Source organism: Corallococcus sp. AB011P (assembly GCF_003611605.1).
In the GTDB taxonomy this organism is placed as follows: domain Bacteria; phylum Myxococcota; class Myxococcia; order Myxococcales; family Myxococcaceae; genus Corallococcus; species Corallococcus coralloides.
Map to the genome: position 1 here is coordinate 1 of NZ_RAVX01000005.1, position 21,384 is coordinate 21,384.

At 70.1% G+C, this 21,384-nt stretch carries 12 protein-coding genes, 2 tRNA genes and 2 pseudogenes; 6 read left to right on the top strand and 10 right to left on the bottom strand.

The genetic code is table 11. The features are described 5' to 3' along the window. Positions 1-90 precede the first annotated feature (90 nt). Positions 91-1,419 carry an AHH domain-containing protein gene (locus D7X30_RS15840; protein ID WP_120563779.1) on the bottom strand — a complete coding sequence of 443 codons (1,329 nt, stop codon included), beginning with the start codon at positions 1,417-1,419 and terminating at the stop codon, positions 91-93. 414 nt (positions 1,420-1,833) lie between these two features. Between D7X30_RS15840 and D7X30_RS15845 the strand changes: the two are divergent. The 3 genes and pseudogenes from D7X30_RS15845 to D7X30_RS15855 form a co-directional block, all read left to right on the top strand. After that, positions 1,834-2,211: pseudogene (locus D7X30_RS15845) on the top strand (transposase); the annotation flags it as partial. After that, positions 2,165-2,404, top strand: a pseudogene (locus D7X30_RS15850) (ATP-binding protein); the annotation flags it as partial. The pseudogenes D7X30_RS15845 and D7X30_RS15850, both read left to right, overlap by 47 nt. A 32-nt stretch (positions 2,405-2,436) precedes the next feature. Next, positions 2,437-2,853 (top strand): hypothetical protein, encoded by a 417-nt coding sequence (locus D7X30_RS15855; protein ID WP_147443218.1) that lies wholly within the window; start codon positions 2,437-2,439, stop codon positions 2,851-2,853. A gap of 106 nt (positions 2,854-2,959) precedes the next feature. On the opposite strand, the gene D7X30_RS15860 is transcribed toward D7X30_RS15855, so the two are convergent. The 8 genes from D7X30_RS15860 to D7X30_RS15890 all read right to left on the bottom strand — a co-directional run bounded on the left by D7X30_RS15860 (position 2,960) and on the right by D7X30_RS15890 (position 12,433). Further along, a tRNA-Asp gene (locus tag D7X30_RS15860) sits at positions 2,960-3,036 on the bottom strand. A gap of 13 nt (positions 3,037-3,049) precedes the next feature. Further along, a tRNA-Val gene (locus D7X30_RS15865) sits at positions 3,050-3,121 on the bottom strand. 137 nt (positions 3,122-3,258) lie between these two features. Next, positions 3,259-3,408 carry a hypothetical protein gene (locus D7X30_RS41965; RefSeq protein WP_158619277.1) on the bottom strand — a complete coding sequence of 50 codons (150 nt, stop codon included), beginning with the start codon at positions 3,406-3,408 and terminating at the stop codon, positions 3,259-3,261. Positions 3,409-3,601: 193 nt separating this feature from the next. Then, positions 3,602-7,078: a PD40 domain-containing protein gene (locus D7X30_RS15870; protein WP_120563782.1), complete on the bottom strand. Its 3,477-nt coding sequence runs from the start codon at positions 7,076-7,078 to the stop codon at positions 3,602-3,604. Then, positions 7,072-7,611, bottom strand: coding sequence for a DUF1318 domain-containing protein (locus tag D7X30_RS15875; protein WP_120563783.1), 540 nt, complete (start codon positions 7,609-7,611; stop codon positions 7,072-7,074). The genes D7X30_RS15870 and D7X30_RS15875 overlap by 7 nt, the downstream gene beginning before the upstream one ends. Continuing rightward, complete coding sequence (locus tag D7X30_RS15880) at positions 7,608-11,282, bottom strand: hypothetical protein (RefSeq protein WP_120563784.1); 3,675 nt, start codon at positions 11,280-11,282, stop codon at positions 7,608-7,610. The genes D7X30_RS15875 and D7X30_RS15880 overlap by 4 nt, the downstream gene beginning before the upstream one ends. Before the next feature lie 109 nt (positions 11,283-11,391). Beyond that, positions 11,392-12,168 (bottom strand): hypothetical protein, encoded by a 777-nt coding sequence (locus D7X30_RS15885; RefSeq protein ID WP_120563785.1) that lies wholly within the window; start codon positions 12,166-12,168, stop codon positions 11,392-11,394. Between the two features lie 4 nt (positions 12,169-12,172). Further along, a complete protein-coding gene (locus D7X30_RS15890; RefSeq protein ID WP_120563786.1) occupies positions 12,173-12,433 on the bottom strand; it encodes a hypothetical protein in 261 nt (86 codons plus the stop codon). Positions 12,434-12,656: 223 nt separating this feature from the next. On the opposite strand from D7X30_RS15890, the gene D7X30_RS15895 reads away from it, so the two are divergent. From D7X30_RS15895 to D7X30_RS15905, 3 genes are read left to right on the top strand one after another with little or no spacing between them, the layout of a single operon-like run. Next, positions 12,657-17,846: an HYR domain-containing protein gene (locus D7X30_RS15895; RefSeq protein ID WP_120563787.1), complete on the top strand. Its 5,190-nt coding sequence runs from the start codon at positions 12,657-12,659 to the stop codon at positions 17,844-17,846. Between the two features lie 53 nt (positions 17,847-17,899). Beyond that, the gene (locus tag D7X30_RS15900) at positions 17,900-18,154 is read left to right on the top strand and encodes a hypothetical protein (protein ID WP_120563788.1); all 255 of its coding nucleotides are present in this window, start codon (positions 17,900-17,902) and stop codon (positions 18,152-18,154) included. Between the two features lie 20 nt (positions 18,155-18,174). Further along, positions 18,175-19,491, top strand: a complete 1,317-nt coding sequence (locus D7X30_RS15905; protein WP_158619278.1) for an ankyrin repeat domain-containing protein — start codon at positions 18,175-18,177, stop codon at positions 19,489-19,491. On the opposite strand, the gene D7X30_RS15910 is transcribed toward D7X30_RS15905, so the two are convergent. Then, positions 19,470-21,320, bottom strand: a complete 1,851-nt coding sequence (locus D7X30_RS15910) for a glycoside hydrolase domain-containing protein (RefSeq protein ID WP_233591594.1) — start codon at positions 21,318-21,320, stop codon at positions 19,470-19,472. The two genes, D7X30_RS15905 and D7X30_RS15910, sit on opposite strands and share 22 nt — an antisense overlap. Between the last annotated feature and the right edge of the window lie 64 nt (positions 21,321-21,384).

Sequence of the window (21,384 nt, forward strand, 5' to 3'; positions counted from 1 at the left end):
TCGCCCCATGCCGGCGACCATCTCCTCAAGGTAGGCGCCCAGCGCCTCGTCCAGCTTCTTGAGCTGCGCGGGTGTCATCCCGACCGTAGATCACGCCCGCCACCTGGATTCAAGTGACCGGGTAGTATTAGTCCCCTCCCTTACGAGGTCCTGGGCAATCTTGGCAAGAGCCCCCGTCAACGCAACTCGGCACTGATCAGGCCCCCTGCATCCCGCTGTCACGAACTCAAGAATCTCGAAAACGGCTTCATGATACCCGCGAGAGTGCGGCCCTTGGTGCCCCCGGATACGAACCAAGTTCGCGGGGGCATTGAGGCTCATACCTGCCTTGTCAAAAATTTCCTGAAAGCGCTGAGTCCATGGCCCCCCATTCGCGTCGGACACGGTGTTCTTATCCGTGCAGATGTGATGAACCTTGCCGTCAGGGTCGCCTTGAATGCCTCCCCCAACTCCCCCGGCAGGGCGAGCCCCCACACCAGCACCGGGCCCCATGGCGACCGCGGCAACAGCAGTCGGAGCAAGCGCAATGTTGAGGACCCCAGCAGACGAGATCGAGATCGACTGGACCCCTCCCGACAGCGCGCCGGCAAGCACGAAGCCCCCTTCTGCCTCTGCCCTGACCGCTGCCTGAGCGAAGCCCGGCATTCTCGGCCCCTGTGCAGCCATCGCGTTCTTACCGCCGAGCGCCGACAGGGCGACGATCACCAGCACGCGAGCGCCGTTGTCGCCAAGGATCTTTCCGAAGCGATGCCCAGCGCGCTCCAGCTCCGAAACGTTAGCGGCGTCCCTCGATTCGTCCATGAGGCGCAGGAACCCCCGCCCGAGATTCCACACCGGCCCTGTGCCGAGATACGCAATCAGTGATGCCGTTAGCGCAACTGCAATGACCTTCGTAATCGGCTCAGGCGCGACGAGCATTACAAGCGCCGTCCCGATCATCGTCGTCACCATGGCCCGCAACGCAGCCCCGTTCACCATGTCTCGGATGGCATCCTCGACGCCTTCCCAGACCGTATCGAGCGCGAAGTAGAGCGCCATCATACGGCGTTCCATCGGCCCGAACGTAAGCCCACCCGCCAACATGCCCATGCAGCCGTTGGGGTCGTCCTGCCGCTGGCAGATTCGCTCGTAGGCCGACGGGACGGCTCGCCCCTGAGCACCGTCAACGACTCCGCCATTCGACGCGAGCAGGGAGCGACGGTCGTCCCGTTCAACTTCCTTGAACGCGACATCTAATTTCATGTCGAGCACAAGCTGCGTGACAGCTTGCTTGAAGGCATCCCGCCCTATCTCGACAGGGTCGGACTCAAGGGGCGTGTAGCTGATTGTCTTGCCGTATCCCGTGTTGAGGTTGACGACCCGAGTCGTAGCGCATCCGGCCGTCAGCAGCATCAGCACGGCTATTACGAAAGCTCTCATGTGGCCCCAGGTTCAGCCGCCAGCATCCGCAGCGATCCGCCACATACCAACCGGATCTGACAACCTCAAAAGCTCGCTAGAATTCGCGGCTATCGGTAGACATTTCCACCCCAGACGAACGCCGCATTGACAAGCGGCATGCTGTAGGCAGCGACATGCCTTGTTGGCAGCAGGTACGCGCGAGCAGCTCGTTTTCCCAGGCGCCCGGACGCCCCTTCATCCAGTCCGGGGCCGGGGGGGCGGCCCGCGCCGACCGCGATCGCCCGACAGTTACCCTCGCGGCCCGCCCTTACGTGCATGCCAGGCCGGAGGGAGTGCTCGAAGGCGACGGTTGGGCCCGGGGTTCCCCACTCGTCGGCGACCTTCGCGGTGTCACGCTGTCGGGTTGGTAGGTGATCGAGCTGAACGCCTTCGATGCGTCCTCTCATGCGCAAGGTGGAGCGACTCCTGGCGGAGGCCGCGCAGGTGTGCCCGAAGCCGGTGGCCGGCACCGCCAGGGAAATCCTCAAGCTCAAGGATGCGCTCTGGACGTTCGTCTATACCGAGGGCGTCGAGCCCACCAACAACCTCGCCGAGAGGGACCTGCGCCATGCGGTCATCTGGCGCAAGACGAGCTTTGGCACCCAGAGCGAGGACGGTAGCCGCTTCGTCGAGCGCATCCTCACGGCCGTGAGGAGCCTCAGGAAGCAGGAGCGCAACGTGCTCGACGCTCTCACTGCGTCCCTTACGCTGGCACAGGGGGGAGCCGCTGGCGGCCACGCAGCGCAAGGAACTGCTCGAAGTGCTCGATGACCGCTACCAGTTGGGCTCGACGATTGTGGTCAGCCAACTGGAGCCCAAGGACTGGCACTCCGTCATTGGCGACGCGACGCTGGCTGACGCCATCTGCGTCCGACTCGTCCACAACGCGCACCGCCTCAAGCTCGGCGGCGAGTCGATTCGCAAGGCCGAGAGTTCGACCAGCGGGAAGAAGGCGGCGAAGTAGCCCCCACCAGCGTCGTCATCCCGGTGTTCGGCATGCTCCGGGACGGGTGGTCGCCTTGGGCCGGACTCAGTGATCGGCATGGCCGGAATACGCTGCCGGAGTCGCTCCTGGGCGAGGGCGCGGACCTGGAGCGCGACATCCTGGGCCGCGTGGAGCTGGACGGGCAGCGCTACGCCTGGCGGATCGAGCTGTGCGCGGACCCCGGGTGTGAGTGCGAGAACCTCTTCCTGGTGGTGTGGCTGCCCGGAGAGCCCAAGCGCGCCGTGTTCGCCATCACCGCGGACGGCCGCTGGATGGTGGAGCAGGCGGGAAACCCGGCCCTGACCATGGACGCGGTGGAAGGAGCGCTGGTGGCCACGGAGGCGTTCCAGGCGCTGCTCGGCCAGATGCGCGTGGAGCGTATCCTCCAGAAGTACCACCGGTCCTTGCGAGGGCCCTCGGCCGTCTGACGCGGGTCCTTGCCCGCGGTGAGGATCTTCGAACACGAGAAGCTCCCCGCGCAGGGGAGCTGAAAAAGCGAAAGGCCCGGAACCTTTCGGTTCCGGGCCTCTCTAGTGGCGAGGAGTACGGGACTTGAACCCGTGGCCTCCGGCGTGACAGGCCGGCGTTCTAACCAACTGAACTAACTCCCCACAAAAATCTATATGGGCGGAACAGGGATTGAACCTGTGACCATCGCCTTGTAAGGGCGCCGCTCTACCGCTGAGCTATCCGCCCTGGGCGGCCCCGCCGTGATTCAGTGAGGCGGCTTGTACCGTCCTCATCCGCCCCCGTCAAGCATCTGTTTTCGAGCCCCCGTCAGCACGCTCCGCTCCCTCGGAAGGGAGCGGATCCGACGGGCGCGGATCCGCCTGCTACCCGGCCCGCACCTTCCACCGCCGCACGCGACGGCGGGAGCGGGGAATCATCACCACGGCGCCCACCAGCAGGGCCACCGGCACGAACACCAACATCGTCTGCATCATCGCCTCCATGCCCGACACCATACGGACGACGTCTGACATCCTGACGGGGAGTTCGTGACTTTCAGGAAACGACACTCCAAGCCGCCGGGTTTCCGGCCGTCCTGGCAGGCAGGGGCCGGACTGGCGGTGAGGGGCTATTCGCCTTGGGGAGGACCGCCCCGGCCGCCGTGGCCCGGGCCGTGCGAGCGACGCTCCGAAGCGTGTGGGCCTGGGCGTCATGTGTTCGCAGCCGCTATTCAGACGCCGTCTGGATTTCCTGCCCCGGGGCTGGCTTGTCCGCCGAGGCAGGGACCTTCCCGTCGAGCGCCAGGTAGATGTTGAACCACGCCAGATAGGCGCGCCACGCCGGGTCGCGCTGCTCGAGGAGCGTCCGCCGCGCCTGTTCCATCCGCTGGGGCACGTCGAAGGGCATCCGCGTCTTGTCCTCGGATTGCAGCTGCGCCGCGAACCAGAGCACGTCCAGCTGGCCTGCATCGACCGGCGCGTGCGTGCGCGCCATCAGCGAATCGGCGTGCTCCAGCGCCTTGCCCAGCCACTGCGCCGCCTGCGCCGGGTCGCGGCGGTCCACGGCGTTCTCCGCCAGCCGCAGCTCCGCCAGCGTCACCGCGCGGATGTCCTCGTCGCGATCCAGCTCATCGAACTGCTCCAGGAACAGCGCTCGCCGCTGCTCCAGCGCTCGGGCCGCGGCGTCCATGCGCCCGAGCCGCGTCTCCGCGTTGGCGCGCAGCCCGGCGGCGATGATGCGATACGCGCGCTGCACGAACCTGGGCGTGGCGTGCGCCTGCCTCAGAGTGGCCTGCACGGCGGGCGTCGCCAGGTCCCGGTCCACCTGGTCCAGGTCCTCCAGCGCTCGCTGGGGCTTGTCCGCGCCCAGCGCCGCGCCGCCGCGGGCCAGCCGCAGCACCAGCCGGTTGCGCAGACCCTCTTCATCACGAGGGCCGGCTTCGATGCCGGGCAGCGCGCGGTCGTAGAGTGTCAGGGCCCGTTCGAACCGGCCCGCGGCCAGGTTGTAGAGCGCCGCGCGGTCCGTCACCAACGGGAGGAACCGTTCCATCTTCGGCGTGGCCTCCACCGTGGCCAGGGCCTTGTCCGCCGCCTGCGCGGCCTCCGCCTCGCGGTTGACGTGCAGGAGCGCCCGGGCACGGGCCAGGGAGACCGACAATCCCGCGCCGTTGTCCGTGTAGGGCAGCTTGTCCCGCTCGTCCAGGTAGCCCAGTGCGATGTGGTAGTTGCCCACCTGCGTGTGCAGCAGTCCCAGCGCGCCGAGGATCATGGCCTTGTAGCGCGCGTTGTTGCGCACCAGGTCCAGGGCGACCAGGTAGTGCCGGTTGGCGCGCTCGGCGGCGGCGGGGTTGCGGCCGCGCAGGAAGTCCTCGTGGTGGATGGCCCCCATGAGGGCCTGCACCTCGCGCTGGTTCTTGAGCTCCTGCCACGCCGCGCGCAGCTCCGCGAGGCCGGTCTTCACCGCCTGGGCGTGGGCGTCGTCATCCAGCTTGGACAGCCGGCGCGTCGTCACGTAGGCCTTCACGAAGTGCGAGAGCGAGTTGGCCTTGCCCGGCACCTCCGTGGTGACCTCCTTCATCACCACGTCGGGGGCGACGCCCGCGCGCAGGCGCAGGCTCATGGACTCGACGGCGCTCTCCAGCGAGCCCGTCCGCCGCGTCACGAGATCGAAGTCCGCGCGCGCCTCGTCCATCCGGTCCCGCCCCATGCGGCGGTAGGCGCGGCCCATCAGCGCGCGGCGGAACAGCCGCTCCGCCCGGCGCCGCTCCTCGGTGCCGGCCGGCGCGTCGTCGACGTAGAGCGTCGCCAGGGCCTCCATCACGCCGTCGGCGCCCAGGCTCGCCGCGCGCTCGGCGGCGTCCTGCACCACCACGCGGCGGCGGAGCGGATCCGTCTGCTGTTTGTAGAACGCGACCAGGGCGTCCCGGACGGGGCGGGGAGGGCGCTCCTCGTTCAACGCATTGACGTGGCGGCCCAGCTCCAGGGCGAACGCATACGGTGTCCCAGGGGGCTCCGCCGCGAGCGCCTGGGCCATGGCGGCGTCTGCCTCCGCGTAGGGGCGTCCCCGGTACAGGGCGCGGACGGCGCCGCGCGCGAAGTCGAGCTGGTCGTCCTGCTTGAAGACCTTGTTCTGGGAGAGCTTGTGACCGGCGGCGACCAGTGCGTCCCGGTCGTCCAGCTCCCGGTACAGCGCGTCCGCCTGTTCGTACCAGCCCTCCAGCACCGCGCGCGGCGTGGTGTCCGTCAGCTGCGCCGCCTCCAGCTCCTGGCGGGCGAGCGTGAAGTCGCCGGACGACTGCGCCAGCTCGCTGCGCACGACATGCCGGTAGACGGCGGAGGGCGGGCTGGGCGCGGCGGCGGGGTCCAGGGCCGTCATGCGTTGGCGTTCGGCCTCCTGCAACTCGTCCACCATGCGGCCCCGGTCGCGCTCCTTCAGTGCTTTCCGGTGGGCGATGAGGATGCGCAACGGCTCCGACAGCCCGGCGGTGACGGGGTCGTCCACCTTCGACATCTGGCGGGCGTAGAAGTCCGCGGCGTCGAAGTCGCCGTAGGCCAGGTGCAGCTGGCTCAGGCGCATCATCAACAACCGGCGGAGCTTGGGCCGGGTTTCGAGCAGCAGGCGCTGGCGGTAGAGGATGAGCTGATCCGCGCGCCGGCCCACCATGCCCAGCTCCTCGCTGAGGCGCTTCACGTCCCATTCGCCGGGCACCTGGCCATCCAGCGGCAGTTGATACACGTCCAGCGACTGGCCCCGGGAACAGGTCGTGACGAGCGACGCGGCGGTGGGGGACGGGTACTCGCAGTTCCACGCCTCGCTGGTGAGCTGGTTGGGGCTGGCGGCGGCGGCCTGGGCGGGCGCGTCGTCGCGCTCGGAGGCGAAGGGCACGCGGAACAGCACCCCGCTGTCGCTCGCGTCAATCACCCCGTCCCCGTTGGAGTCGGTGAAGAACTGCACCACGTACAGCGAGCGTCCGTCGCGCGCGAACACCGGCTGGCCCGTCTGCCCCGGGATGTCCAGCGTCAGCGGGACGGGGGCCGCGCCGGGGACATCCAACCGGACGGCCTCCAGGTGCGGCGCCGCTCGCGCGGCGAAGCCCGGCCCCACCTCCTGCACGGAGCGTTTGACGGGGACGTACACCAGCCAGCGCCCGTCCGGGGAGAAGGTGGGGCTGGTCAGGTTGCGGTCGAGCAGCGGCGTCACGTGCCACCCGGCCCCCAGCGCCACCTTCGACAGCCGCAGGTCTCCCTGGATGGTCGCGCGGCTCACCAGCGCGATGTGCGTGTCGTCGATCCACTCCGCCTGCAGCGCGCTGAGCTCCTCCTCCAGACAGCGGCGCTCCTTCGCCTCTGGCAGCTCCCTCACGCAGAGCTGGCCGCCGGCCTGGGTGCGGAACGAGATGTAGAGCAGCTGCTTGCCATTGGGGCTGATGCGCGGCCACGTCACGTCCGCGCCTTCGTCGAAGAGGCGGCGCTCGCGGCCCTTCTCCAGGTCCTGGACGAAGATCTCCGTCGCGATGTCCCGGTTGGACACGAACAGCAGCGAGTTCTCGTCGGGCCCCAGCTGCCCCAGGAACTGGTCGCCCATGCCCACGGTGAGCCGCTCGGGCAGGCGCATGCCTCCGTCGTTCTCATCGTCCTGGGCCCAGGCGCCGCCCGCGACGAGCACGGCCAGGGCCAGGACCCAGGGGCCTGGGCGCGTCAGCACTTCTTCTCTCCCCAGGTGCCGTCCTCGGCCTCCACCCAGCCTCCGCAGACGACGCCTTCCGCGTGCGCCAGACGCCAGTTCTGGCGCAGCGTCGCTTCCGGCACGCCGGGGCGCACGGTCTTCATCCACTGCCACAACTGGCGCCGGGCCCGGTTCACCCGCTCCACCAGGGCGGCGTCATCCGCGGACACGCGCCCGGCCGTGCACTGGCGCCGGGTGAGCACCAGCAGCCCGTCCTTGCCCTCGCCCACGCAGTGGCGCCGCACCAGGTCGTCCACGCGGTCCGCCTGCGTCTTGCCCAGGTTCTCCACCAGCGGCGGGGGCTGGATGCCCAGGTCCTCCAACTGGTTGGGCGTGAGCGGCACCGGCGTGGGGTTCATGCCCGCGCGCGCCAGCCGCTGCTCCACGTCCTTGTACGAGCCCGCGGCCTGCTCCTCGAGCGCCGTCGCCCGGTCCACCATGACGATCTCCGGGGCGCTGATGCACCCGGACGCGGCGAGGGCGGCCACGAGCAACAACCCACGGTGTCTCATTGCAGGGCCTCCGGAGGGGTCATGGAAGTGATGAGGCGGTCGACGATGGGGCCCAGGGGGATGCCCCGGATCTCGTTGATGCTGACCAGCCGGGCCAGGCCGCCCATGGTGATGAGCAGGCTGCCGAAGCCCTGCTTGAAGCTCACGCGCACGTGCTCCGGGTACCCCAGGCCCAGCGCGTAGCGGACGCGGTTGGTGGCGGGGTCGGTGTGGTGCGGGTCCTCCAGGTCCAGCAGGTCCAACAGGTGGCGGTTGCCAATGCGCAGGATCTCCGCGCGCCCGTTGATGCTGCGGTCCCTGGCGGAGATGACCATGGCGGCGTTGCCGTCGAAGGGCTCGCCCCGGGAGGACTTCACGCCCGTGGCCCTCACGTGGGCCTCCAGCGTGGAGTGCTTGCCCTGCCAGTTCAGCATGCACTGGCCGGTGATGCGTCCTCCTCGGACGCCCATCTCCAGCTGGCTCATGGAGAACACGTTCTGGTTGATGGCCAGGTTGCCCGCCAGCGGCGCGATGGTCACCCACGGCGTGGTGATGCGGTCCGCGGACATGAAGCCGCTGCGTGTGAGCAGCGGGTGCTGATCCGCGAAGCGCAGCATCGAGTACGGGTTCACGTCCAGGTCGTTCAAGAGCCGCACGCCGTCCTGGGAGACCTCCACGTTCTCCGTCAGCGGCACGTCGCCGTTGAGCGCCTCCACCGCGATGCCGGACTCGGGCATCCGCACGTTCACGTCCTGGAGCTTGAGGTTGGAGGAGGTGCGGAAGACCACCAGGTCCGGCGACGCCACGCGGAAGTCCACCGTGACCTTGCCGCTGCCTTCGACCTGGCCGGGCCGCGCGAGGCGGGCCAGGTCCTGCTCCAGCGAGCCCCGGAGCCCCATGCGCTGCTGCTCGTTGCTCAGGTCGAGCCGCCCCCGGACCTTCAGCAGCGTCTGGGTGCCACCATTGGACAGCTTCAGGTCCGGGATGCGGATGACGCCGGTGGGCTTGCGCACGACGGAGAACGACGCCTCCACGTCCTGCACGGGGTAGGGCAGCGCCGGCTTCTGCTCCATCGAGCGGACCTTCACGAGCTGCTTCAGCTCGATGTCCCCCTTCTCCCATTGGTCGGTGAAGGTGGCGGTGCTGTCGCTGGACAGGTCCGCGAAGGTCAACCGGCGCTCGTTCATGCTGACGGTGAGCTTCTCCACCGCCAGGGTCGTGCGGACGGTGCGCTGGGAGCCCTCGGCGTGGGACTCGCCCTCCCAACGCAGGGCGGGGACGTTGATGGTCTGGTCCGCCTGCTTCCAGCGCACGCCGCGCAGGTCCATGTGGGCCTTGCCCTCGAAGCTGGCGGCGCGCGGAGGCATGGGGGCCAGGCGGAAGCTTCCGTCGGAGCCCAGGTGCGTGATGAGGCCGGTCAGGGTGCCGTGCAGCTCGCCGGTCATCGCGAGCTTGGAGGGGTCTACTTCCGGGGGCACCCGCGCCTTCGCCAGCAGCGGCGACAGGGGGCCCAGCGGCGGGAAGTCGCCCTTCACGTCCATGCGGAGCGCGCGGGCCTTCGGGTTGAACGCCAGCGCCGCGTCGGCGGCGACCTTCAGGCCCTCATGGCCGGTGAGCCCCAGCTTGAGCGCGAGCTTGCGGCGGTCGACGTCGAACGTCAGCGTCTGGTGTTGCACGCCCGCGTCGGTGTCTCCGATGCGCAGCCCTTCGAGCTTCAGGTCCAGGGCGCCCTGGTGCTTCCACTCGTCCCCTTGCGACTTCAGCACCAGCGCGGCGCTGGCGGCCGACACGTCGTCCCATCCCGGCTTCCCCAGGCGCAGCTCTGTCTGGTGATCCACGCGCGGCGAGGGGGCGAAGAGGGCCGTCAGTCTGCCTTTGGAGGTCAGCGCCACGGCGAGCTGCTTCCAGGGGAGCCGCGCGGCGACGTCATCCGGAATGAAGGGCCGTGCGGCGACGAGGTCCGGCGTCTGGACTGCCAGCGTGTAGGCCACGTCGTCGGTGCCCTTGGTGGCGTCCAGCGACGCGTGCAGCGTGCCCACGTCCAGCTCCAGTCGCGCGCGAGCCTTGCTGAGGCGGGGCTCCTCCATCGTGGGGAAGGCGTCCGTCACGTTCAGTTGCACGCGCGCGGGCCCCTTGAGCACCTCGCGGCCCTTCGGGGCGAGCACCCGGAGCGTCTCCACGGGCAGGTCCGCCTTCAGCGCGAACGGGGGCTTCGCCGTCAGGGGCACCTGGAGCTGGAAGCCCAGGCGCTCCGCCATCGCACGGTACCCGGACGCCCGGACGTCCAGCGCATCCACCCTGGCGGACAGGGCCGCGTCGCCCGCGACCCGGAAGGGCGAGGAGAGGTCGGGCCTCAGCTGACGCCCCGTCAGTTCTCCGGAGGCCTTCGGAACGCGGAGCGGAGTGGCGCCTCCGACGTCCAGCCCCTGGAGCGCGAACGCGAGCCGCGTGGCCAGTCCCTGGGGTGCATCCGGGGTCGCCGTCAGCGAGATGCGTCCATCGCCAAGCTCCACCCGGAGCGCCTCCTGCACGAAGAGGAGCTTCGCCACGTCGACGTCCAGCCCGAGCCGGCCCTGGGCTCCCAGCTGGGGCATGTCGCTGAGCGTGACCTCGCGGGCCTCCAGGTGCACCTTGCCGCGCTCCAGCGTGAACGGGCGCAGGTCCTCGGGGATCCATTGCAACAGCCGTCCCAGGTCCACGTTCGCCAGGGCCTGTGTCAGCACGGGAGGAACCTCCGACGCATCCGGAAGCACCAGTTGGGCCTGCACCTCGGCGCTGTCGGTCAGCCGCGTGCGCTCCAACTCGACGGTGGTGTGTTGCTTGCTGGCGTCGAACTTCGCCTTCACCGCGCCGTGCAGCAGCGAGCGGAGCGTGAAGCGCGGATCGAAGGTCTGCTTCGCGACGTCCAGGTCCACCTTCACGTGAGCCACGTCCGTGCTCGCTTCCACCGACAGGGCCAGCTCCAGCAGGGCCTCGGCGGCGGGCGCTTCGCGGTTCAGCGTGAGGGCCAGCGGCTTCCCGGGCTTGCCGAGGTCCACGAAGAGCTTCCAGCCCTTGTCCCGCGGCTTCGCTTCGATTCCGGCTTCCAGCCCGCGCAGGGACCAGCGGTCCGCCACCGCGCCGCCCTGGACGCGGACATACGTCAGCGACACGTTCGACAGCTCGATGTTCGAGACCGGGAACGGGGAGGCGAAGAGGTCCGCGACCTGCCGGGAGGTCCCGGGGGACGCTTCATCCACGGCTTCGGGCTCCGGCGGTCCCGTCAGGTTCGTGAGCGACGTGGTCCCTTTGTCATCCGCCACCAGGACGACGGTCGCGTCGCGCACCGCCACCCGCTCCACCCGGACCGGCCCCTTCACCAGGGCCCCGAACGACCACGCCGCCTCCAGCGTGCCAACGCGCAGGAACTCGGGCGCGACGTCCTGGAACGGCGGCGGGGTCCACACCACCAGGCCCTCCAGGCGTAGCCCGGAGAGCACGTCGATTCGCGCCGTCTGGTAGTCCAGCCGCACGCCCGAGGCCGCTTCCACCTGCGAGACGACGTGCGGCTTCAGCCAGGGGTGGTCGAGGTGGTGGAGCGCGGTCACGACCGCGATGAGCAGGAGGACGAACGTCGCGAGGAGGATCAGGCCTGCGCCCGCGATGATTCGCGTCAACCGGCGACGAGGCCGTTCAGCACCGGGGGAGTCCATGATGTTCCGTCGAGGCGACCGGCCCGCCTCCTCCTACCATGCGACGGAAGCGGGCTTCAATCCGAGGATGCCTCGCGTCCCGGGCGTGGCCGGGCGCCTGGAGACCGTCTCAACCGAAGCTGGACGAAGTCATTCCCGCCGTGCCGCCGGCCAGGGGTTTGTAGGGGAAATAGAGGTTTCGCACGAAGCGGGTGAAGAGGTGCTCCTCGTTCCACCGCTGGCGGGCCATGCCGTACACGCCGGGGGCGCGCAGGTCGTGCGCGGAGACGCCGGTGACGAACTCGCGCTCGCTGTAGATGGCGAAGACCTCATCCACCGCGGCGCGGCTGCGGTACGTGCGGAGCATCGTGCGGTAGATGAGCTCGCTCTCCTTCTGGGTGAAGGCCAGCCCCTGGATGGCGTGCGCCATCTCGTGGAAGACCAGGTACTGCTCCGACTCCAGCCGGTCCTGCCGCAGCGCGATTCTTGCCCTGGGCCAGTCCGGATGGTCCCAGAAGAGGCCCGCGGCCTGGGGGGACACGGCCCGGGGATAGCCGTACTTCACCAGCGTGTGCCCGGGGGGAATCAGCTCCAGCGTCAGGGGCCGCGCGGCCTCCAGGCGGGCGATGAGCTGGAGGTTCCCGGCGAGCTGCCGCACCACCTCGTCCTGCACCCGCTTCACCTGGGCCGCCGGAGCGCCGTACGGCTTGAGCTCCAGCTTCGCGCTCACCCAGGCGCGGGCCCTCGCGGGGCCTTCCGCGGGGGGACGGCCTCCGCGCGATTCGAAGACGTCGCCTCCCTCCAGCAGGGTGAAGGCGCTCAACGGTTGCTTGAGCCCGACCTCCGCCGCCAGTGGGGTGACGTCCGGCGTGGAGCCGTCCAGCGTCTCGTAGCGCTCCGGGGCCATGGGCTCAGGAGCAGGTCTTCGCCTGCTGCTTGCAGGCGTCGGTGCAGGCCGGCGTCTGCGTATCGGGGGTGAGCCGCTCCGCGTAGCCCTGCGCGGAGTCCGGTGGCTGCCGCGATGCGGGCCGGCCGCGTGGCTGACAGCTGTCGAGGCAGGCGTCGTACTGGTCGCGGCAGGAGGGCGACATGTTCGACGTGTCGAGCGTCGCGCAGCCGGACAGCAGGGACAGGGCGGTCACTCGCAGTGCGAGGGCGGGAAGCGTCTTCATGCCCTGGAATCTACCCCTGAACCGACCCCGCGGGCCCATGGGCGTGGCGGACACCGCGAAACATGGAAGGCATTCAAAACGTGCTTGTGATTCGCGCGCTTCCGGGCCCGGGTCAGGGCGCACCGACTTATCGAAGGGGGCGGCCTTCAGGTAGTGTCTGTCCTTGTCGGCGTGCCGCACCGTCGCGCATGGGCTGACACCTCTTCCTGAACTGAAAGTCCTCATGGCCTTCCGCCATTGTCTCCGTCTGACTTCCGCGCTCGCGGCCGGTCTGGTGTTGCTCCTCACCGCTTGCACTCCCACGCAGATGCCCGTGGAGCCCGCATCCAGCGCTCCCGCGTCCACTGGCGATTCCGCTCCGGTGGACGTCTCGCCGGCCATCGACTTCCAGGCCGTCATCCGCCGCGTGCGCCAGTCCTTCCGCGCGGAGTCCGGGGCCTTCACGAGCGGGCAGGGGACGTACTCGGTCCGGGTCGACGCCGGTGGGTCGGTGCAGGTCTCGCCGCGCCATGTGACGGAAGGGCAGGACGCTCCCGTTACCGGCTCGCCGCTGCGGGTGAGGACGGCGTCGGTCTCCCGGGGTGGGCAGTCGCTGGCGAAGGCCGCGCGGACGTCGGTGCGCGACGACGGGGCGCTGGCTCTGGAGCGGGGGCCGGTGGTGGAGGTCCTCCAGAATGGCGACGCGGGGCTGGAGCAGCGCTGGGAGCTGGCGGCGCGGCCGGAGGGCTCGGGCGACCTGGAGGTCCGGGTGGAGCTGACGGGCATGGATTACGTCAGCGAGACGGCGCAGGGACACCACTTCGTGGACCGTCAGACAGGGCTGGGCGTGAGATACGGCCGGGCCACCTGGGTGGACGCGGCGGGCACGCGCACTCCTGTGGCGTCCGTGCGGGAGGGGCAGGCGCTGGTGCTGCGCGTGCCGGCGCGGGTGTTGGAGGAGTCGGGATATCCGGCCGTGCTGGATCCGATCATCTCTCCGGAGATCAGCCCCGACGCCCCGGTGCCCACATCGAGTCGCAACAGTGAATCCTCTCCGGCGGTCGCGGTGGGCAATGGCATCTACCTGCTGGCATGGGTCATCAACAACGGCACCGACAATGAGGTCGTTGGCACCCGCGTGCGCAGCTCGGATGGCGCGGTGCTGGACTTTTCGGGCCTGCTCCTGGGGACGGGGTGGGGCCCCCAGTCCAATCCCGCCATCGCCTCCAACGGGAGCGATTTCCTGGTGGCCTGGGATGAGGCCAGCGGCATCAACGCGGTGCGGGTGAGTGGCGCTACGGGTCAGCGTCTGGGGAGCGCGTTCGCGGTCTCCGTTGGCCAGGGGAGCAGGAACTCGCCAGCGATCACTTTCGATGGCGCCAACTACTTTGTCGTCTGGAGCGACTCCCGGAACACGTTCAGTGACATCTACGGCGCGCGCGTGAGGGCGTCGGATGGCGCGGTGCTCGACAGCTCCGGCATCCCCATTGCCCGCCTGTCAGGGGCCCAGCACTCACCTGCCGTGAGCTTCAACGGCAGTCAGTTCCTGGTGGCCTGGACCGACGACAGGAACAGCTCGGCGACGGACATCTACGGGGCGCGCGTCAGCGTCGCTGGCACCGTGGTCGACCCGGCGGGCATCGCCATCTCCCGTGCGATTGGCACCCAGAGCGGGGTCTCTATCGCCGCCGCCGGTGACACCTTCCTTGTGACCTGGGATGACACCCGTGCCGGTGCCGCGCAGAGCGACATCTACGGCGCGCGGGTGAGGAGCGCGGATGGCGTGGTGCTCGACCCTCAGGGGCTTGCCCTGGCCACCGGCCCCGAGTCTCAGGTCTCGAACTCCTGCGCCTTCGATGGAAGCCAGTTCCTGGTCGTGTGGCAGCGGACGTCCGGCTCCCAGCGGGACGTCTGGGGCGTGCGGGTCGGCGTGGATGGCACGGTGCTCGGCCAGACGGTGGCCCTGGCCTCGTCCCTCACGCATGCCGAGGAACTCCCGCTCACGGTCTTCGACGGGACCCGGTTCCTGGTCGTCTGGACGGACCTGCTCGATTCCAGCAAGGACATCCTTGGCATCCGGGTGCGCGGCTCGGATCTGGCGGTGCTCGACACCGCTCCGCTGATGCTCTCCGCGGAGGCCAACGCCGAAGGGGCGCCCGCCGTGGCCGCGGGCGCGGACAGCTACCTCGTGGTGTGGCAGGACACGCGTGCGCGCCCCGCGTACTCCGACATCTATGGCGTGCGGGTGAGGGCCTCGGATGGTGTCGTGCTTGATCCGGTGGCCATCCCCATCGCCACGGGTGTCAATACCCAGACGAATCCCTCCGTCAGCTTCGCGGAGGGCCAGTTCCTGGTGACGTGGATGGACAGCCTGCCCGGCCGTAGCTCCGGTTACGACATCCTGGGCGTGCGTGTCCGGGAGTCGGATGGGGTGGTGCTGGAGTCGTCGCCCATCGTCATCAGCGCCGCGTCCAACTCGCAGTTCTATCCGAGGGTGGCCGCCGGCGCCGGGCTGTTCTTCGTCACGTGGGAGGACTACCGGAACGGCACGGGCGGGACGAAGGATGTGTATGGCGCGCGGGTCCGGGCCTCGGACGGGGCCGTGCTGGACCCCGCCGGCATCGCGGTGGCGGTGGGCAGCTACGACGAGGGCACTCCCGCAGTGTCCTTTGGTGGAGGCTACTTCCTGGTGACCTGGACCGACTACCGCAACGGGAGCTCGAATCAGGACATCCATGCCGCACGCGTGCGCGCCTCGGACGGCACCGTCGCGGACAGTCCGAGCCTTCCGGTCACGACCCGCGCCGAGATGCAGCGCTCTTCCGCCGTGGCCTTCGATGGAACGCACTTCCTGGTCGTCTGGTACGACGCGGTGAGCTGGACCCCCTCGACGCTCTACGGCGCGCGGGTCAGGGCCCAGGATGGAGCCCTCCTGGACGGCGCGGGTCGCGAGCTCTTCGCGGGCAGTGCCTCCAAGGGCGCCCCTGCCTTGGCGTTCGATGGCAATGCCTATCTGTTGGTCTGGCGGGAGAGCTCCGCGTCCGCGTACCAGCTCCTGGGCGGGCGGCTGATGCCAGACCTCACGCTGGTGGACGCGGCGCGGTTCCTCATCTCCGACATCCCCATGAGCGTGTCGAGCACGACGGTGCCGGCGGTCGCATCCTGGGGACGGGGGCGCTTCCTGGTGGCGTATGAACCGTATGAGGTGGCGGTCGCGCAGCTGCGCACCAAGCTGCGGCTCGTGTCCGACCCCGTGAACGGTGCGAAGTGCGCCACTGGCCCGGACTGCACCAGCGGCTTCTGCGTGGAGGGCGTCTGCTGCCAGAGCGCGTGCGCGGGCGGAACGTGCGGGGGCGGAACGTGCACCTATCCTCCCGCGAGCATCACCTGCCCGGGAGACGTGGTCGCCGAGGCCACCTCTGCTTCGGGCGCGTCCGTGAGCTATCCGGCCGCCAGTGCCGTGGGCATGCCTCCGCTCGCCGTGACGTACAGCCATGAGTCCGGGAGTGGGTTCCCGCTGAGCAGCACCACTGTCACGGTCACGGTGGTGGATGGGGCCGCGCGCACGGCCTCTTGCGGCTTCTCCGTCACCGTGCGGGACACCACCGCGCCGGAGCTCACGTGCTCAGGGGAGGTGGTGGCGGAGGCCGTGGGACGCACCGGGGCTCCGGTGGACTTCCCTGCGCCCACGGCCACGGATGCCGTCACGGCCGCGCCCACGCTGTCGTTGAGCCATGAGCGCGGCAGCACGTTCCCCTTGGGCACCACGCCGGTGACGGCCACGGCGACGGACGCGGCGGGCAACTCCGCCACCTGCTCCATTCCCGTCACGGTGCGGGACACGATGCCGCCCTCGCTGTCCTGTCCGGCGGACGTCACGGTGGAGGCCACGAGCCTCCAGGGCGCCACCGTCACCTACGCGGCGGCGAGCGCTTCGGATCCGGTGTCGGACGTCACGGTGGAGTACAGCGCCGCGTCGGGCTCGCACTTCGACGTGGGCGGCACGCAGGTGCGGGTCGTCGCGACCGATGTCGCGGGCAACAGCGCCACGTGCACGTTCAACGTCACCGTGTCCCTGCCGCCTCCGCCCACGATCACCTGTCCCGCGCCGCTCGTGGTGGAGGCCACCCGCGCCGGGGGCGCCTCCGTCGTCTACCTGTCCGCGACGCCTTCTGGACGTGGACCGCTCGCCGTGACGTACAGCCAGGACTCCGGGACGGAGTTTCCGCTCGGGGCGACGTCCGTGAGCGCGACCGTCACGGACGGGCTGGGCCGCACGGACACCTGCGGCTTCACCGTCACCGTGCGCGACACGCAGGCGCCGTCCGTGTCGTGCGCCGCGGACGTGGTGGCCGAGGCGACGGGCCCCTCTGGCGCCTTGGTTGTCTTCCCGATGCCCACCGCCGCGGACGCGGTCACGGCCGAGCCCCAGGTGGCGCTGAGCCATGTCAGCGGCGCTGTCTTTCCGCTGGGCTCCACTCGGGTGAGCGCCACCGCGACGGACGGGGCCGGCAACACGTCCGGCTGCACCTTCACCGTGACGGTGCGTGACACAGCGGCTCCGGTCCTCTCCTGTGGCGCGGACGTCGTCGCCGAGGCGACGGGGCGCAACGGCACCGCCGTGGACTTCGCGGCCCCCTCGGCCGTGGATGCGGTCACGGCCGTGCCCGCCCTCGTGCTCAGCCATGAGCCCGGGGCGCTCTTCCCGCTGGGCACCACTCGCGTCAGCGCGGAGGCGACGGACGCGGCGGGCAACATCGGTCGGTGTGCCTTCACCGTCACGGTGCGGGACACCACGGCGCCGGACGTGGGCTGCCCCGGTCCGTTGACCCGCGAGGCCCAGGACGTCACGGGCACCCAGGTCGATTTCTCCGTGCCCGCTCCGCGCGACCTGGTGACGGCGTCTCCCAGTGTGTCGCTGAGCCACGCCCCCGGCAGCCTCTTCCCCCTGGGCACGACCGAGGTCGTCCTCTCCGCCACGGACGACGCGGGCAACACGGCGTCCTGTTCCTTCACCGTCATCATCCAGGACACCACCGCTCCGGTGCTCACCTGCCCCGCGCCGGTGCGGAAGGCGGATGCGCCCTCGGAGGGATTGGCCGTGGACTACCCTGCGGCCACCGCGCGGGACCCGGCATCCACTCCGACGCTGAGCTACAGCCACGCCTCCGGCGCCGTGTTCCCCGTGGGGACGACGCAGGTGACGGTCACCGCCACGGATGACGCGGGCAACAGCGCCACCTGCACCTTCCCGGTGAGCGTGGCCGCGCGCGTCCAGCCGCCTCCTGACGAGCCGCTCCCCGCGGGAGGTTGCGGCTGTGGCGCGAGCAGCGAAACCTCCGCGGGCCTCAGCTGGAGCGGGCTGCTGATGTTCACCTGGGGCGTGATGCGCCGCCGCCGTTCACGCACGGGAGGCCAGGAGGGCAGGGCGTAGCGCGATGCCTCCAGGGGCGCGAGCCGCTGGGCCTCCGGTGGAGGCTCATGCCGATGGGAAGAACCTCACACTGGAGCCATGTCCCGCTCTCGCTGTCCACGGCGCTGCTGCGACGCAGGTCCTTCAAGGAGCTGCGGCAGGCCGTGGACATCGCGCCGTTCACACGCTTCGACCTCGACCTGCTGGAGTGCCTGGACGAGGACGAGGACCGGGGACCGTTTGGAGACCGCTCCCGTCGCGAGCTCTGTCTTGATGCGCTCCAGCAGCGGACGAAGGACGCGTGTCTGCGAAAGGTGCTGAGCCCCTAGCCATGTCCCCCGAGCACCTCATGTCCCCGTGTTCCGCCCGTCGTGCGACCCTTCTCGCCGCGCTCGGGGTGCTGCTCCTGGGCGGGCGTGCCGCGCAAGCGACGTCCCCGCTCCCCCAGTCGACGCCGGTGATGCGCGCCATCACCCGGGACGACGCCGGGGCGTTGCGTGCGTTGCTGGCCGAGGGCGCGTCCCTCAACGACACCGACGAGCTGGTTCATCCCCGCCTGTATTCCCCGCTCATGGTGGCGTGCGAGTCCGGGAGCGAGAAGGCCGCCAACGTCTTGCTGGACGCGGGCGCGGATCCGCACCTCGTCGTGCCCCGGCACGCGCGGTACTGGCCTCCACCCGGGTGGAACGCGCTGTGCTTCGCGCGCCTCAGCGGCTTGAAGCGCATCGAGCAGCGCCTGCTGGACGCGGGGGCCTCCGCCGGGTCCGCGTGTCTGCCGGAAGCGGACTTCCTCGCCGCCGTCAAAGCGCGCCAGACTCCCCGGGTGAAGCGACTTGCCCTGCGGCGGCGGGGTGGGTTTTCCCCTTCCGTCATGCAGGACGCCATGGGGCAGGCCTTCGCCCACTGGGACCTCGCGCTGATGCGTGCCGTGCTGGCCGCGGGCGTGCCTTCACCGTCGCCCGAGGTGGACGACGTCGTCAGGCGTTGGCTCGGGGACGTCAACGACAAGGGCCCGGCGATGGTGGACGTCCTGTTGGAGGGTGGGGTGCGGCCTCCCCTCTGGATGCTGGCGGAGTCCGGCCTCACCGCGCAGGTGGCGCGAGTTCTCAAGCTGGGCGCTTCGCCCGATGGCCAGACGGGGGACGCAAGCACGCCGTTGCGGCTGGCCACGGTGAAGGGACATGTGGAGGTCGTCCGGCTCCTGCTGAAGGCGGGCGCGAATCCCAACGCGACGAGGCTCTCGACTCCCGTCCCGCTGCTGGAAGCGGTGCGGCGGCTCCAGGAGGACAAGGGGGACCCCACGCTGGTGAAGCTGTTGCTGGATGCCGGCGCGCGCGTGGACCTCCAACGCACCTCCGGTTCGCCCATCGCGCTTGCCGCGAACGGCTGTAGCGCGCAGGCCGTCTCCCTGCTGCTGGGCAGGATGTCTCGTGGCGCCATCGCGGAGGAGCCAGGCACCTCTCTGTATGCCCAGGCCCTGCGCGCAGGGGCCTTCTGCACGGAGGCCAGGGCCGTGCAGGTCCTTCAGGCCCTCTTCGCGGGCGGGGTCCGCATCCGGGAGCAACGGGACCTGCACGCGGACTTCCTCCGGGGGCGGGCCCGGGAGTCCCGCGCCATCAAGACCGAATTGCTGAAGGCGGGCCTTCAGCTGCCCGAGACACCGTGAGGAGGCCGCCGCTCCCGCGCCCGGCGTCTCCTGCCCTGCGCCCAGGCCGCCCATAGCAGGACTCCCGCCACGGAGACGCCAGGGGCCGCGCCGCAGCCGTTCGCGTTGCCTTGCCCGCCCGGCTGCCCCGGACCGCCTGGAACCTGCGGCTCCAGGGGCATGGAGACAGGCTCCCCGCCCATGCGCGGGGCGGCTGGGTTGCCGGTGGTCAGTTCCCCGTAGCGCTGGATGAGCCGCAGCCGCGCCGCATCGAACAGGGCGCCGTCATCCGGCACCTGCCACGCGTTGGGGATCAGCTCCCGCGCCACCTGGCGCGCGAAGGCCGGGTCTCCCGCGTCACTCACCGCCTTGAGCCATTCATAGTCCTGCATGCCCTGGCGGATGAGCTTCAGTCGCAGGGATGCCACCGGCACGTCCGTCTTCCCGCCAATCATCTCGGGCGTGCCCGCGTAGAACAGCGTCCCGTCCCCGTTGCCACCGAAGTGGTACTGGTCCGTCCACGCCGTGGGGAGCAGGGCCCCTGTCTCGTAGTACAGCTCGCCCTTGGCGCCGAAGAGGAAGGCCAGCCACTGCATCGCGCGGGCCTTCGCCGAGGGGCGGTCCACCATGTAGGACGGCCAGCCCGACCCCGGCTGGTTCTCCGGCATGTGGCTTCCGGGAGCGCAGCCGTGGCTGGAGCAACTCTGATACATCCACAACTCCGTTCCAGGACGCGAGAGGAAGCCCGCGTACGTCGGGCTCTGGTCTCCCAGGTAGTCCGGAGTCGTGCCATCCAGGTGGTTCACCAGCGGCACCGCGATGTCCACGAGGGACTCCATGCCGTTGCGCTTCAGCTGGAGGGAGTTCACCGTCAGCATGGTGCGAAGGCCGGGCGCGGCCTGCCGCACCAGCGTCCCGGTGGCCTGCACCAACTGGAAGGAGAGCGCGTCGAACGGCTCATCGCCAATCTTCGCATGGGCACGCGCCAGCCAGCCGCGCTCGCGCATGTGCCCGGTGAAGGCCTCCAGGCCGCCAGCGGTGAAGGGGCCCGCGTATTCCACGCTCGTCATCCGCGCGCCGGACAGCCGCGTGGGCGCGGTGCCATCCAGGCTGGGCCCCCACGTCGCGTCGAAGTCGCTCCAGCCTTGAGGCCCGGACCTGGTCAGGTAGAGCTTGGGCTGCGTGAGGCGGTGCTCCAGCGACAGCTGCTGGTAGCGCACGAGCAGCGGCTGCAGCTCCGCGGGCGAGCAGTCACTCCGGCCCAGGTGCGCGCGGCACACCTGCGTCGGCAACAGGGGGAACGCCGAGGCCAACGAGGACGTGCTCGGCATCACCGCGTCCACCACCGTCAGTATCGCGGTCACCTGCCGCTGGAAGCCGCCCTCCGCCTCCACCGTCACCGTGCCCGTGTATTCGCCCGGCGGCGCGTTCGCGGGCACGTGCACGTCCACCCAGAGGGCTCGCGCCTCGTGCGCGGGCACGTCGAAGGGAAAGGCGTTGCGCGGCTCCCTGGCGATCTCGTCCGTGTCCGGCACCAGCCCGTCCGGCCACCGCCCCATTGGCTGTCCGGACACGGAGTCCTGCTGGATGGTGAGGTACGCCTGCCGGTACAGCGTCACGTCCGGCCCCGTCAGCGTCGAGGGCCCCACCAGCCCGGGCAGGCGGGCGCGCACGCCTCGCAGGCCCAGGTCCCCGCCGTGCAACGCCACCTGGAAGGAGACGAACTCATTGCGCGCGGCGGTGAGTCGTACCTCGGTGCTGCTTCCTGGCGCGGTGTCGTCGGGGCGGACCTTCACCATCATCCCTTCGCCCCACACCTCGGGGTCCGCCGCGTACACCGGCCAGGTCACGGACAACGCCAGCCAACCGAGTCCACACTGTCGAAGAGCCAGCATGGGGAATGGATGCGCACGG

What these genes read in the sequence shown, in the direction of transcription:
- D7X30_RS15840 (WP_120563779.1), bottom strand. Translation starts at nt 1,419, where the DNA reads ATGAGAGCTTTCGTAATAGCCGTGCTGATGCTGCTGACGGCCGGATGC.
- D7X30_RS15855 (WP_147443218.1), top strand. Translation starts at nt 2,437, where the DNA reads ATGCTCCGGGACGGGTGGTCGCCTTGGGCCGGACTCAGTGATCGGCAT.
- D7X30_RS41965 (WP_158619277.1), bottom strand. Translation starts at nt 3,408, where the DNA reads ATGTCAGACGTCGTCCGTATGGTGTCGGGCATGGAGGCGATGATGCAG.
- D7X30_RS15875 (WP_120563783.1), bottom strand. Translation starts at nt 7,611, where the DNA reads ATGAGACACCGTGGGTTGTTGCTCGTGGCCGCCCTCGCCGCGTCCGGG.
- D7X30_RS15880 (WP_120563784.1), bottom strand. Translation starts at nt 11,282, where the DNA reads ATGGACTCCCCCGGTGCTGAACGGCCTCGTCGCCGGTTGACGCGAATC.
- D7X30_RS15885 (WP_120563785.1), bottom strand. Translation starts at nt 12,168, where the DNA reads ATGGCCCCGGAGCGCTACGAGACGCTGGACGGCTCCACGCCGGACGTC.
- D7X30_RS15890 (WP_120563786.1), bottom strand. Translation starts at nt 12,433, where the DNA reads ATGAAGACGCTTCCCGCCCTCGCACTGCGAGTGACCGCCCTGTCCCTG.
- D7X30_RS15895 (WP_120563787.1), top strand. Translation starts at nt 12,657, where the DNA reads ATGGCCTTCCGCCATTGTCTCCGTCTGACTTCCGCGCTCGCGGCCGGT.
- D7X30_RS15900 (WP_120563788.1), top strand. Translation starts at nt 17,900, where the DNA reads ATGGGAAGAACCTCACACTGGAGCCATGTCCCGCTCTCGCTGTCCACG.
- D7X30_RS15905 (WP_158619278.1), top strand. Translation starts at nt 18,175, where the DNA reads ATGTCCCCGTGTTCCGCCCGTCGTGCGACCCTTCTCGCCGCGCTCGGG.